General features: G+C 59.6%; 17 protein-coding genes. 15 read left to right on the forward strand and 2 right to left on the reverse strand.

What is annotated here, in order from left to right:
• Positions 1 to 46: 46 nt before the first annotated feature.
• From AC1DNW_RS09980 to AC1DNW_RS10010, 7 genes are all read left to right on the forward strand, one after another.
• Positions 47 to 340, forward strand: a complete 294-nt coding sequence (locus tag AC1DNW_RS09980; protein WP_113297635.1) for a GYD domain-containing protein — start codon at positions 47 to 49, stop codon at positions 338 to 340.
• 108 nt (positions 341 to 448) lie between these two features.
• Positions 449 to 1,207 (forward strand): DUF930 domain-containing protein, encoded by a 759-nt coding sequence (locus AC1DNW_RS09985; protein WP_113308846.1) that lies wholly within the window; start codon positions 449 to 451, stop codon positions 1,205 to 1,207.
• A 34-nt stretch (positions 1,208 to 1,241) separates the two neighbouring features.
• The gene (locus AC1DNW_RS09990) at positions 1,242 to 2,354 is read left to right on the forward strand and encodes a DUF930 domain-containing protein (RefSeq protein WP_477852526.1); all 1,113 of its coding nucleotides are present in this window, start codon (positions 1,242 to 1,244) and stop codon (positions 2,352 to 2,354) included.
• 104 nt (positions 2,355 to 2,458) lie between these two features.
• Entirely contained in the window at positions 2,459 to 2,620 is a 162-nt protein-coding gene (locus AC1DNW_RS09995) for a hypothetical protein (protein ID WP_477852528.1), read from the forward strand.
• 49 nt (positions 2,621 to 2,669) lie between these two features.
• A complete protein-coding gene (locus AC1DNW_RS10000; RefSeq protein ID WP_113311781.1) occupies positions 2,670 to 3,467 on the forward strand; it encodes an APH(3')-II family aminoglycoside O-phosphotransferase in 798 nt (265 codons plus the stop codon).
• Positions 3,468 to 3,520: 53 nt separating this feature from the next.
• Positions 3,521 to 4,321, forward strand: coding sequence for an AraC family transcriptional regulator (locus AC1DNW_RS10005; protein ID WP_113311771.1), 801 nt, complete (start codon positions 3,521 to 3,523; stop codon positions 4,319 to 4,321).
• Positions 4,322 to 4,392: 71 nt separating this feature from the next.
• Positions 4,393 to 5,280 (forward strand): DMT family transporter, encoded by an 888-nt coding sequence (locus AC1DNW_RS10010; protein WP_113311772.1) that lies wholly within the window; start codon positions 4,393 to 4,395, stop codon positions 5,278 to 5,280.
• On the opposite strand, the gene AC1DNW_RS10015 is transcribed toward AC1DNW_RS10010, so the two are convergent.
• A complete protein-coding gene (locus AC1DNW_RS10015) occupies positions 5,277 to 6,140 on the reverse strand; it encodes an AraC family transcriptional regulator (RefSeq protein WP_113311773.1) in 864 nt (287 codons plus the stop codon). The genes AC1DNW_RS10010 and AC1DNW_RS10015 overlap by 4 nt on opposite strands.
• Before the next feature lie 135 nt (positions 6,141 to 6,275).
• On the opposite strand from AC1DNW_RS10015, the gene AC1DNW_RS10020 reads away from it, so the two are divergent.
• From AC1DNW_RS10020 to AC1DNW_RS10055, 8 genes are all read left to right on the forward strand, one after another.
• A complete protein-coding gene (locus AC1DNW_RS10020) occupies positions 6,276 to 7,211 on the forward strand; it encodes a phytanoyl-CoA dioxygenase family protein (RefSeq protein WP_113311774.1) in 936 nt (311 codons plus the stop codon).
• Positions 7,212 to 7,436: 225 nt separating this feature from the next.
• Positions 7,437 to 7,835 (forward strand): DUF427 domain-containing protein, encoded by a 399-nt coding sequence (locus AC1DNW_RS10025; RefSeq protein WP_113300019.1) that lies wholly within the window; start codon positions 7,437 to 7,439, stop codon positions 7,833 to 7,835.
• Positions 7,836 to 7,972: 137 nt separating this feature from the next.
• Positions 7,973 to 8,629: a hypothetical protein gene (locus tag AC1DNW_RS10030; RefSeq protein ID WP_113311775.1), complete on the forward strand. Its 657-nt coding sequence runs from the start codon at positions 7,973 to 7,975 to the stop codon at positions 8,627 to 8,629.
• A gap of 123 nt (positions 8,630 to 8,752) precedes the next feature.
• Complete coding sequence (locus AC1DNW_RS10035; protein WP_113311776.1) at positions 8,753 to 9,976, forward strand: MFS transporter; 1,224 nt, start codon at positions 8,753 to 8,755, stop codon at positions 9,974 to 9,976.
• Between the two features lie 106 nt (positions 9,977 to 10,082).
• Positions 10,083 to 10,436, forward strand: a complete 354-nt coding sequence (locus AC1DNW_RS10040) for a DUF1428 family protein (RefSeq protein WP_113300022.1) — start codon at positions 10,083 to 10,085, stop codon at positions 10,434 to 10,436.
• Between the two features lie 73 nt (positions 10,437 to 10,509).
• A complete protein-coding gene (locus AC1DNW_RS10045; RefSeq protein ID WP_113311777.1) occupies positions 10,510 to 10,932 on the forward strand; it encodes a secondary thiamine-phosphate synthase enzyme YjbQ in 423 nt (140 codons plus the stop codon).
• Positions 10,933 to 11,098: 166 nt separating this feature from the next.
• Positions 11,099 to 11,404: a hypothetical protein gene (locus AC1DNW_RS10050; RefSeq protein WP_113311778.1), complete on the forward strand. Its 306-nt coding sequence runs from the start codon at positions 11,099 to 11,101 to the stop codon at positions 11,402 to 11,404.
• Positions 11,405 to 11,587: 183 nt separating this feature from the next.
• On the forward strand, positions 11,588 to 11,959 hold the full coding sequence (locus AC1DNW_RS10055; RefSeq protein WP_113300025.1) for a hypothetical protein: 372 nt from the start codon (positions 11,588 to 11,590) through the stop codon (positions 11,957 to 11,959).
• A gap of 215 nt (positions 11,960 to 12,174) precedes the next feature.
• On the opposite strand, the gene AC1DNW_RS10060 is transcribed toward AC1DNW_RS10055, so the two are convergent.
• Entirely contained in the window at positions 12,175 to 12,918 is a 744-nt protein-coding gene (locus AC1DNW_RS10060) for an SIMPL domain-containing protein (RefSeq protein ID WP_113311779.1), read from the reverse strand.
• Positions 12,919 to 13,125: the final 207 nt, after the last annotated feature.

The raw sequence follows: 13,125 nt of genomic DNA on the forward strand, positions 1-13,125 counted from the left end.
CGGTATCATGCGCCGCGTGACCGTAGCCTCCGCCGGGAGGTGCAGCATGACCACCTACATTCTGCTGATAAACTGGACCGATCAGGGCATCCGGAACGTGAAAGACTCTGCCAAGCGACTGGATGCGGCAAGGAACATGCTCGGCAGCATGGGCGGTTCCTTCGACAAGTTTTATCTCACCATGGGCGAGTACGACATGGTGGCGACCTGCGAGGCGCCTGATGATCGCGTGATGGCACGCTTCACGCTTTCTCTGGCCACGGGCGGCAATGTGCGTACGAAAACCCTAAAGGCATTTTCGGAAGTGAATTATCGCGACATCATCGCGTCGCTCTCATAGGTCAGGATGGCCGATAGCTGGTGATGAGCCAGATGCGGCGTTGCGGTTGCTCTGCGGCGCTGGCAATGTCGCTGCGCCTTGAACCCAGAGCATGGATTTACCCTGCCGATGGAACATGCCGGCCTGTTGCAAAGAGGAAAGTTCGATCCGGCGTGGCCGGCATCGCTCGTATTCCATCTGGTCGTCGGCGTGTTCTTGCTTGCTTTTTTGCCGAAGGTGGAGCCGGTCAGGCCGCCGCCGGAAGACAGTATCGACGTCCAGGTCGTATCAGTGCCTGCAATGGCCGCTCCATCTCCACTGCCTGCCGTCCAGGCACCGCGGGATGATCACGAAGTGAAGGCTGGCGCTGCTGCGCAGGAAGCCGCGTCAGCGGCGCCCGAAACGGCTGCGAGAGAGGCGCCTCCTTCACCGCCGGCTTTGCCGGGGCCGGTGACATCAGACCCGCCGCTGACATCAGGCCCGCCGCAGCTTGTGCAGGCGAAGGAACTATTTTCGAAAAGGACGCTTGCCAGCCCGCGTAGCAGGAAAGCGCGAGAGATGCTCGGTTCATTGTCGGGCGGGGAGCGCAATCTACAGCTCTGCAATCTCGAAGCACTGGAGCAGATCAACCGTCTGCGTCCGGGCTCGGCACCCGATCTCGTCGCGCCCTACGCCATGAAGGCGGAGAAGGTGAGGGGCAACAGCGTCGAAGTCGACGGTGGCGCTTTCCGAAGCAAGCGCAACTGGTTCAACATCAGGTTCAACTGCGAAGTCGATCCCACCGGCCAGGCGGTGGTGGCCTTCGCCTTTGCCATCGGCGATGCCATTCCGAAAGACGAGTGGCAAGAGCACAATCTGGTGGCAGACGACGGCGAAGCCGACCAGTGAGCTTTGGGCCTGGCGATCACAAGGTTTTTTTGATTTGTGGCTTGATGCTGCCGGTTTTAAAGGCCACATCGCTGCTGTGATAGAAGAAGAAGTCGAGCCGGCAGATACCGATCACGAAAAGGAGCACCAGGAGCCTCGGGCCCGCTGGGGTGTCATCGCGTCGGTGCTCGTACATGTTCCCCTGGTCGCACTCCTCATTTTCGGCCTCCCGAAGATCCAGCCGAAACCTGCTGAAGACGAAAGCGTGAAGGTCGAGCTCGTCCCGCCACCGGAGGAAAAAAAGCCCGAGGAAAAGAAGGCGGAGGAAAAACCGAAAGAGGAAGAGAAGCCGCAGGAGCATGCAAAGGCCGAGCCGCCACCTCCTCCGCCACCACCCCCACCCCCACCCCCGACGGCTGAGAAGGCTCCGGAGCAGGCAAAGCCTATGCCTATGCCGGCTTTGCAGACGATAGCCGAATATGGCGACAAGGATACTGGTCCGCAAAAGTCGATGACCGGGAATTCTTCTCAGGGCGAAGTGAAACCTGCCGAGACTGCGCCGCCCCATGATGCTCAGGCAAATCAGCCGCCAGCAGAGGCGGCAGCGGAAAAACCACAGACGGAGACGCCTCCCGCAAAGCCAGTTCCTGAAGATGTGAAGTTGCCCGAGACTGCGGCGGCTGATGTGTCTCACGAGCGCAATGCACCACTTGCGGAACTGTCTGGAGAAGCCAAGACGAGCATCGAGCAGACGAAACCGGCTGAACCAAAGCTGTCTGAAATAGCGAAGGCGGAGCCGGTGAAGGATGAGCTAACAGAAGCCAAGACCTTGTTTTCGCAGAACGATGATGACGATCCCGTTGCAAGAACAGCAATGGAGGGAGTACCACGCGGCATGCGCGCCGGAAAGCTCTGCGCGAGCGAACTCCAGCAACAGCTGATCCATGCATCGCCCAGTGTTCGGCCTATGCTGGTCCCGACCTATGACCTATCAAATGGGACAGTTCTCGATGTCAGGGCTGGGGCCTTTCGTACGATCAAAGGGTGGTACAACGTTCGTTTCCGCTGCGCGGTGGATGAGAATGCCACAAAGGTTGTTTCCTTTGCCCTTGATGTCGGGGATGCCATACCTCGGAGCCAATGGAAAAGCCGCGGGCTCGGGGATTGAGAAAGCAGCGGTGTTAATCCCATCCTGGAACAAGCCACACGCAAGGAACCACCTCTATCGTTTTCCCATGGCCGTTATGGTACGGTAGAGAAGGGACAAATGATATGTCGAACGAGATCGAGCACTTCTTCGAACGCCAGGACGAAGCCGTCAGCCTGATGTTTCTCGAAAACAAGGCAGACGAGCTGACCGATATTCTGGTGGCTGCTCTGGAAGAAGCTCTCGAAATTCTCCTGGAAAGCGCGCCCGCCGGAACCGTCCACTGAGCCTGCCATCCCGAAGCTCCTGATGGAGCTTCTTCCCCTAGGGGTCATCATGGTTGTTCCGCTTCAGGACGATGGCAGACTTCCGGCCTCTCTCCGGAGCCATCTTGGCGGTTATGAATGGCGTCGTGACGCTCTTGGCCGTTCCTCGGCCAGCGTTTTCCGCCTTGAAGGCGAGGGGCGTCCAGGGCTTTACCTGAAGGTCGAAGAGACAGGGCCTTTTTCCGAATTGTTCGACGAGGCCGCGAGGCTCGCATGGCTTGCGGGCCGCGGTCTGCGATGCCCCAAAGTCGTCGCCCATGAGAGCGACGGCGAGCGCAGCTTCCTGCTGATGACGGCGTTGCCGGGAGACGATCTCGTGACCGCCGCAATGCTGCTGCCGGAAGAGCGTGTCGAAATCCTCGCTTCCGCCCTGAGCACCCTTCACAGCCTCGATATCGGCAGTTGCCCTTTCGATCATCGTCTCGACAACCGCCTTGCAACCGCCGAAGCGCGCCTGCGGGCAGGTCTCGTCGATGAGACGGATTTCGACGAGGCGCGGCTCGGTAAAAGCGCCTTCTTCCTCTTCGACGAATTGCAGCGACTGCGGCCGGAAGCCGAAAACCTCGTCGTCGCGCATGGCGATGCCTGCCTGCCGAACTTCATGACGGCGGATGGGCGGTTTTCCGGTTATATCGACTGCTGCCGCCTTGGCGTTGCCGACCGCTATCAGGATATCGCGCTCGCCTGCCGCAGCGTTGCCCATAATTTCGGTGAGGAATTCGTGCGGCTGTTTCTCAACGCCTACGGGCTCTCCATCATCGATCCCGAGAGGGTCGAGTATTATCAGCTTCTCGACGAATTTTTCTGATCTCTTGCCCGGTTCGTCGCCGGCTGGCACAGTCGGCCGCGAGGGAGATTGCGATGGCAGCCAGTCAATTCAGGATGCTGCGCTCGTCCGTGCCGGGCGTCGAGGCCGTGGTGGCAACATCAGGTCATCGTTTTGGGCGCCACACGCATGAACAGTTTGGCATCGGCCTGATCTTTTCCGGCGCGCAGAAATCTCTGAGCGGGCGCGGCATGGTCGAGGCGGAGGCCGGTGATCTCATCACCGTCAATCCGAATGAGGTGCATGACGGTGTGCCGATCGGCGAGGCGCGTTCCTGGAGCATTCTCTATTTTGATCCCGCCGTGATGGATGGCCTTGCGCGTGAAGTTTCGCAAGGCGGGACGAGCAGGTCGGAAATTCCGCGCCCTGTCATTCAAGACAGCCTACTCGCGGAACGGTTTCGCACACTGTTTTCTGCCGTGACCGGCGACGAGGAACGGATGCGCTGCGAGGAGCTACTGCTCTCGGTCATTGCCGATGCGATGCGCGAAACGGCAATACAGGAGGCGCCAGCACCCACGCCGCGCTCCATTGTCCATGCCCGCGGCATGATCGACGACGATCCGGCGGCCGAGATTTCGCTCGCTGATCTGGCGCGGGAAAGTGGCCTCAGCCGGTTTCAGGTGCTGCGCGCCTTTGCGCGGATAACAGGTTTTACGCCGCACGCCTATCTCGTTCAGGCCCGCATACATCTGGCCCGGCGGCTGATCGCCAGCGGTGCGCCACTGGCGGAAGTGGCTTTCGAAAGCGGCTTTGCCGACCAGAGCCATATGACGCGTGCCTTCGTTTCCCGCTATGGCCTGACACCCGGCGCCTATGCGCGCGGCCATTCCTGACGCCCTGCAATTTCGTTCAAGACCCCAAGTCTCTCGTGCTGTTTTCTTCCGCCGTTTCGAGGGAGCAGCAGATGATCAGGGAATTTCGGGGTTATATCTATCTCACGCTGGCCATGGTGACGGTCGGCAGCACGGTTATCGCCAGCAAGGTCATTGCCTCGGGGCTGCCACCGTTTACGGCGACGGCGCTGCGTTTTGCCGTGGCTCTTCCTTTTTTCCTTTTCCTGGCGCGCTGGACGGGATCGCGGCTGCCGCGGCTTTCCGGGCGGGACTGGCTGATCCTCGTGACGCAGGCCGGGGCGGGAAGCGTCGGCTATACGACCTTGTTGATCTCAGGACTATCGCTGACGTCTGCAGCCAATGCAGGCGTCATCATCGGCACGCTGCCGGTCGTCTCTGCGGCAATCTCCATCCTCGTGCTCGGTGAGAGGCCACATCGTTTCCTGCTGCTGGCGATCGGGCTTGCGGCGGCAGGTGTCTTTTCCATCGTCTTTTCGCCGGCAGCCGGGCAGGGGTCTCTTGTGGGCGATGCGTTGATTTTCGGCGCCGTCATCTGCGAGGGGTTGTTCATTCTCTTGAACAAGAGGCTTGCTACGGCCATTCCGCCGTTGACGCAGTCGGGGCTGATGACCGCGATCGGCTTCGTGGTCGCGGCCGTGCCTGCCTTGTTCGAGCATCATGATATCGGCGTCGGCTCACAATCCGCTTTGCTTGCCGTCCTCTATTACGCGCTGGTCCCGACGGTCGGCGGCTTCGTGCTCTGGTATGCGGGGGCGGAGCGTGTCAGCGGTGCGGAGGCGTCTCTTTTCACTGCCGTGGCGCCGGTCTCGGCTGTCATCTTCGCCTTCCTCGTGCTGGGCGAAGCGATCGGTCTCAACCAGATTTTCGGTATCGCTTGCGTGCTTGCAGCCGTCATCGGCCTTGGCCTTGCCAGCCTGCGGCGAACCGCCAAAGCTTAAGCGCGGCGAAAGACGTTGCGGTATTGGCGTGGCGTCATGCCGGTCTGCGCTCTGAACTGCCTGTTGAAATTGGCAAACGAACTATAGCCGACGGCATCGGCGATATGGCCGACGGGTTGGCCAGTGGCCGAAAGGCGGGCGCAGGCATCGCCGATGCGCATGCGGATCAGATAGTCGGAGACAGTCGTGCCGGTGTGGCGGCGAAAGAGTCGGTGCAGGCCGGAGACGCTCAGTGCCGCAATATCGGCGAGTTCTTCCAGGGCGATCGTACGGGCGTAGTTCACATGCAGATGGGTCAGCACCCGGTCGATGCGCTCGCGGCTTTCCTGTAATCCACGGCCCTGGCCGGGCGTGCTCGCCAGCACAGATGCCTGGCGGTCGCCGGCAATCCGGCCGAGGATGTTAAGGAGCGAAAGAAGCCGCTCGGCGGGAGACTTTGAAAAGATTGCCTCGATCTCGCCGCGTATGACATCGGCCGTTTCTCTCGAAAATTGCAGCCCCCGATCGGCGCGAGACAGCATTGCCTCGATCGGGCGCAGCTCGACTGCACCTGCCGTCACCTGTCGGATCCAGTCCGGATGGAACCAGAGCACGAGGGCGATATGCGGGTTCGCCTCGTCATATTTGGCGCGGGATACCCAGGTGTGCGGCAGGTTCGGGCCGACGAGCACCAGGTCGCCGTCCGCATACTCTCCCGTGTGGTCGCCGATGAAGCGCTGGCCGATGGAATTCAGCGTCAGGGTCAGCTCGAATTCGGGATGGTGGTGCCACTGGAAGGGGATCGCGTCATCCAGCCGCCGGTTCAGCATGCTCCAGGAAGCATCGGCATGTCGCGGCAGAATTTCGAGATAAGGCCTCATCAGGCGCCTTTCGGATTATTGACGCCAGAATAGTATCATAGTTTGCCAAAGCCGCACAACATAGTGCGCCCAACGCAGCTACACTCTCATCATCGCCTGAAACCACAGGGATGGAACACATGATGGGAGGATCTCATGGAACTGGCAGTGAAACGCGACGCTCATCCGACGGCCTCGTCGGTCACCACCCAGCTCAAGGACATCCAGAAGAGACTGCCGCTGCGCGTGCTCTCGGAAGCGGACTGGAAGCACTGGACAACGAAGGGCTATGTCATCGTTCGTCAGGCCGTTCCTGCAGCCAATGTCGAGCGGCTTGCGGAGGTGCTCTGGCGTTTTGACGAGAAGGACCCGAACGATCCTTCCACCTGGTATGCGCCGCAGCGCCGTGAGCACAAGATGAAAGAGCTCAACAATACCGGCATGCTGGAGATCTATAATCATCAGGCCATGTGGGATAACCGGATGGAGAAGCGCGTCTATGACGTCTTCGTCGATATCTGGGACCGCGAAGACCTGTGGGTGACGATCGACCGAGCCAATCTCAACCCGCCGAAAAAGGTCAAGGGCAATCCCAACGGTTTCATCCACTGGGATGTCGATACTTCCATCCGGCCGATGCCGATCGGCGTGCAGGCAGTGCTGAGCCTCAAGAAGCAGGACGGCGATGTCGGCGGCTTCCAGTGCGTGCCCTATCTCTTCGAACATTTCGACGAATGGGTGAAGACGCAGCCGGAGGATCGCGACCCGATGCATCCCGATATGACCGGCCTTTCGACTGTGAATATCGATATGGAGCCGGGCGACCTGATGATCTTCAATTCGCTGCTCGCCCATGGCGTTCGCCCGAACCATGCGGAGAACCGCGTGCGCATGGCGCAATATATTTCCATGCACCCGGCCGAATACGACAATGCGGAAGAGCGCGACGAGCGTATTCGCCTGTGGCGGGAACTCGACCATCCGAAGCGTGATGCTTTCCCCGGCGATCCGCGCGAATGGGAAAAGCATAATGCCAAGACCGCCGAGCTGACGCCGCTCGGCCGCAAGCTGCTCGGTCTCGACCGCTGGTAAGACGCTAGAAGATCAAAGCCGCGGAGGTGACGTTTCCGCGGCTCTTCATCATCATCGGCGACATGATCGCGCGGTCCGGCATAAAACCGCCGATGCTGTCTCTCATTCCTACAGCAACGGGCTTATGAAATCCGCCGAGAATGAGAAGGGAGCTGCGGACCCCTTGGGATGACCGCTTGTCTACCCTATCTCTTTCGGAGAGATATCAATCCGGAGATGACATCCATGTCAGGCAAGCCGATCAAGATTCCCGGGCCGGACCACCCGATTACCGTCGAACACAATCCCTCCCATATCGTCGTCAAGCTGGGCGGCCGCGTGATTGCCGATACGCATGATGCGCTGACGCTTCGCGAGGCTTCCTATCCGCCGGTGCAGTATATTCCACGCAAGGATGTGGATATGTCACTGCTGGAGCGCACCGACCACGAAAGCCATTGCCCTTATAAGGGGGATGCTTCCTACTACAGCATTCCTGATGGCGGTGAGCGTTCGAAGAATGCGATCTGGACCTATGAGACGCCCAATCCCGCCGTTGCCAATATCAAGAACTATATGGCCTTCTACCCCGATAGGGTCGATTCCATCGAAGAGCTGCCATCGCCGGAAGCGGGACAGTTCTAAGGGATAACTTGACTTCCACTTCTGATCTATCGCGGCCGGCGCAAGTAGTCCCGCATGCTAAGCGTAATGGATTAATATGAAGCCTCCTCAGGTTGAAGTATTCTCGCTGAGCGCGCGTATTATGCAGGCTGGGGGCCATGAAACTGGATCAAGTGGAGCTTCGCTCCGAAGCATTGGATATCCGCATCGTAGAGAGCGTCGGCGATGGTTCGTTCAATTTTGAATTCGATGTCTCGTACGGCGATGGATATATTCTAATCCTTCTGGAAATACTGGCAGGAAGGGGCGATTTTCTTGTTCAGGGTTTCGACGAGGCAAACAGCGCCGCAGCCTCACTGCAGAGGCGTCAGCGTGTTTATATATTGAGACCGGTAGAAGCCAACCGCAGGATCGCCGTCGGCATGTTTGCGGCCGTCAACAGCAAGGTCCGGGCGACGATCGCCTGCTTCAAGAGAAAGATCGTCGACACATCGGCGGAACTGTCCTTTCCGCTCTGCCGAGCGCTCTGCAAACTGCTCGTTGCTTCGTCGCTTGCCTGGATGGGCATTCCGTCTCCCGACATTCTCGATAGGGTCGAGATCTCCAGCACTCCCTCTGTCGAGCAGATGAGGCAGCTTCTCATTGGCACGGAGACGACAGGCAGTTCGCAGAACGAACTGCTCGCTCTTGTCGATCCGGATTTGCGTACGGCAATCCTTGATGTCATGGAGGAGACCATGTGGCTGCTCGACATGCGGGACCAGATCCATACCGCCGCGTGCCAGATGGTCGGCTGCTGTCCACCCCCAAGGTGATGCGGCAATTGCACGCCGGAGCTTATTCCGATTGACATAAATCATTTTCAAGCAGAACACCGTTCCGTTCTTATAAGATTCCTATAAGCGCCTGTGGCCTGCCCGCAGGCCGGTGACTGAACAATGGACATACCAGTGGACAAGCGGGAAAGCGTTCTGCGCCATCCCGGCTATCTGAACTTCGCCGCCTCCCGCGTTTTCTCCTCGCTTTCCTTTCAGGCCGTGGCGATCGCCATGGGATGGATGATTTACGAACAGACTCATAGCGCCTTCGCGCTTGCGCTCGTCGGCCTCTGCCAGTTTCTGCCGATGGCAGTGCTAACCTTCGTCGTGGGCCATGTCGCCGATCGGTTCGACCGCCGACGGATTGGACTTGCCTGCCAGCTTATCGAAGCGATTACCTCGCTGGTGCTGGCGATCGCGACCTGGCAGCAGTGGCTTTCGCCTGTCGGAATGCTTGTTGCGGTCACCATCATGGGTGCAGTTGTCGCCTTTGAAAGGCCGACTATGGCCGCCCTTTTGCCCAGTATCGTACCGGCCTCGATGCTACAGCGAGCGGTTGCCACCTCGACCTCGATGATGCAGACGGCTCTGATCATCGGTCCGTCGCTCGGCGGTCTTCTCTATGGCGTCAGTCCCATAGCACCCTTTGCGATCTCGGCCGTCCTTTTCGCCGTGGCAAGCTTCAACGTGATTTCCATTCGCATGGAGTGGACGCCTTCGAAACGCGAGCCGGTGACCGTGTCGTCCGTCTTCGCCGGGGTTTCCTTCATCCGCAGCCGGCCGGTGATGCTCGGCACCATCTCGCTCGATCTTTTCGCTGTTCTGCTTGGCGGCGCCACAGCGCTGCTGCCGATGTTTGCCAGTGATATCCTGCATGCCGGCCCATGGGGGCTCGGTATGCTGCGCGCGGCACCAGCGATCGGTGCGCTTGCCATGTCGATCGTGCTTGCACGGCGGCCGCTGACATCGGATGTCGGTCGCAAGATGTTGCTGGCAGTCGCGGTGTTTGGCGTGGCCACCATCGTCTTTGCACTGTCCACCAACGTTGCGCTTTCCGTCGTCGCACTGTTCGTCGTCGGAGCCTCGGACACCGTGAGCGTCGTCGTTCGCAGCTCGCTGGTGCAGCTTCTGACGCCGGATGAAATGCGCGGGCGCGTCAATGCGGTGAATTCGCTCTTCATCGGTACCTCGAACCAGCTCGGCGAATTCGAATCCGGCATGCTTGCCGGCGTGCTTGGCCCGGTCGCGGCCGGTATTGTCGGCGGGGTAGGCACAATCGCAGTCGTGCTCATGTGGACGCGATTCTTCCCTGATCTCCTCAAGGTGAAGACGCTTCAGGGTTAGCTCTCATCTCCTAGCCGCATCGGCCGCAGGCATTAGTTGACGCGGTAATGTCGGATGTGGCCGGCGTCGCACGTCTTTCGGACGTTAACGCAAGAGGAGAAGTGCAATGTCCTATGTTGATGGTTTCATCGTCGCCGTTCCCCGCGAGAATGTCGATGCGTACAAGGAATTCTCTGCCCACGCCGGATCGATCTGGAAGGAATACGGCGCGCTCGAATATGTCGAATGCCTCGGCAATGACGTGCCTTATGGCGAATTGACCTCGTTTCCACGGGCTGTCATGGCTGCGGATGACGAGGTGGTCGTCTTTTCCTGGATTCGCTACAAATCCAGACAGCATCGCGACGAGATCAATAGCAAGGTCATGGCCGATCCGCGCCTTTCCAGCGACAAATGGAAAATGCCGTTTGACGGCAAGCGGATGATCTATGGCGGCTTCGAGGAGTTGCTGCGGCTTTAGTTTCGGCCCATCTCCATTGACTTCAGAGGCAAGGCGCGCCACCTCGCGGAGACAATCTGCGACGGAGACCGCCTTGCCTCAGACCATCCTTACGCTTTCCACCCGCGGCCAGGGTCTCTACGAATTCACCGATCAGGCCAATGCCTTCGTGCGTCATTCCGGTATGCTGGAGGGCCTGCTGACGGTCTTCGTGCGCCACACCTCCTGTTCGCTGCTCATCCAGGAAAATGCCGATCCCGACGTGAAGACGGACCTCAACAGCTTCTTCCGCCGCCTCGTGCCGCCATCTTCCGATCCGTCGATGCGGTGGGTCGTTCATACGACAGAGGGACCAGACGATATGCCCGCCCATATCAAGGCGGCACTGACGCAGGTTTCGATCGGTATTCCCGTCGGCAACAGCCGGCTGGTGCTCGGCACCTGGCAGGGCATCTATCTTTTCGAACATCGCGACCGGTCGCATCGGCGCGAGGTGGTGCTGCATCTCAGCTCATAATTAATCACGCAATCCCGCTGCACACTTTTGCTGGAGTTGCTCTAACGCCATTAACCCTTGTGAACGCTGACTGAATGGGCAGTTCGAACGGCATTCAGCTTCATGCGTTTAGTCTCGAGACAATCCCAAAAGGGAGATCGAGGACACATCACGAGGAGACAACCCGATGTCGCATTTCCTTGCCAAGACTTCGCTTGCCGTACTGCTCGCCCTGAGCTCCATCCCGTTTGCCGGCTCCGTTGCTTTCGCCGCGCCCCAGACGGATCTCGTCGTCAAGGCGCAGTACCATCGCCCGCCGGTTCGCGGCTGCTCGCCGATGGAGGCCATCCGCAAGGCCCGCTATTCCGGCCTGCGCGACGTACGCATTTCCAACATCACGCCGCGCCGGGTCGTCGTTGCCGGCCGCGATCGCCGTGGCTGGGACCGCATAACCTTCGCCAATGTGCGCGGCTGCCCGCTCATGTATCGCTAATTCGTTCGGCCAGAGCCAGGAAGACTTGGGGCCGGTAAGACTTGGACCCGGAAAACTTAGGCTCGACCCATTTTGCCTTGACCGCGACACCTTCGACCGTCTTTTCTCGGAACTGTATGTAAGTGATTCCGAAACAGGCTCCGGCAGTTGCCCGCGCGGCTATCAACCACGAGGATCTTTTTCATGATGCAGTTTCTGGCGAAAGCGGGGCTTGCTGCCCTTCTTTCCGCTGCTGCGCTGGCCGGCACCGTTGCGCCGGCTGCAGCACAGGTGAATATCATTATCGGCGAACCGGACCGTCGTCCGCCCCCGCCGGATTGGCGCCGCCCGCCACCGCCACCGCCGGGATACGGGCGTCCGCCAGGCTACGGCCGTCCGCCGCGTGGCGGCTGCGATCCGCGCATGGCGGAAAACATCGCCGAGGATTACGGCCTGCGCCGCACCCGCGTCGTCGATGTCTCGCCTCGCCGTATCGTCGTGCAGGGCTGGAGCCGTCGCGGCCCCGACCAGATGACCTTCGGCAACGTTCGCGGTTGCCCGCTCATGCGCCGCTGATACCACAGCATCGGTCTGAAAATCGGGATCGATGTCGGAACCCCTGATGCACCGATTCAAAGAGTTAGAGCGTCCTTAGTCCGTTCTAATGGCCCCACGGCGCTCCAGCGGACGATCGTCCACCGCACAAAAAACCGCCCTTGCAGACAGCAAGGGCGGTTTTCTTTTGAGTGGTTTTCCGTCGGGGGCAGGGCGCCGAAGCGCCCTGTGGGGTTTTACTGCTCGATCGCGAAAGTCATGCTGACGGTCACATTGTAGCTGTTCTCGCCGCCCTGGACCGGAACGGCAGCGGCATCGGAGGCTTCCTTCATCATCGCAGCGCGGTAGACCGGTTGTGGCATCGGGCGCACGACATTCTCGCTGATCTCGATGACACGACCGACTTTCACGCCGGCGGCTTCGCTCAGTGTCTTCGCCTTCTTGATCGCGTTGGCGACAGCGTTCTTGCGAGCTGCCTCCAAGGCCGCTTCAGGCTTGTCGTTGGTGAACTGGATATCGCCGCCCTGATTGATGCCGAGAGTGACAGACTGGTCGATGATCTCGCCCAGTTTGGACAGGTCGCGGACGCGAACGGTGACCGAATTGCTGGTCTGGTAGCCGATCAACTGCGGCGGCTGCGGCTGGTTATCGACCGGCTGCGGATAATTATATTGCGGCTGGATCGAAAAGCCCGAGGTCTGCAGGTCGCGCTCGGCAATGCCGCTCTTCTTCAGCGCTGCCAGCACCTCGCTCATCGCCTTGTTGTTCTCGTCGAGCGCTTCCCGAGCAGTCTTTGCCTGTTTGACCACGGCAAGATTGACGACGGCCATATCGGGAGCCAATGCCGATTCGCCTTCTGCGGATACGTTGATGACCGCTTCGCGCGGCCGATTCTCCTGCGCCAGAAGCGGAGCGGATGCCGCGAGCGGCAGGCTCAGAAAGGCTGTCAGAAGGGCAGTCTTGGTATAATTCGGCGCCATGTTTGTTCCTCGGCTGTTTGCGTCCCTGCGAGCTTTGTGTCTGCGGATTGTGAAGCTATTACGGCAGAAACAGATATGAGAATTGCTTTATTGTGAGAAGTATTTTCGACTAATGGGTGTAGGTGGCAATCAACGCATGGTAGGTAAAGCGGCGTGTGGCCTGTTACCCGCGGTTAAGCCTCGACTTATAAAGAACCGCATTTCTAT

The sequence above is a fragment of the Rhizobium sp. 05L429 genome, from assembly GCF_056397645.1.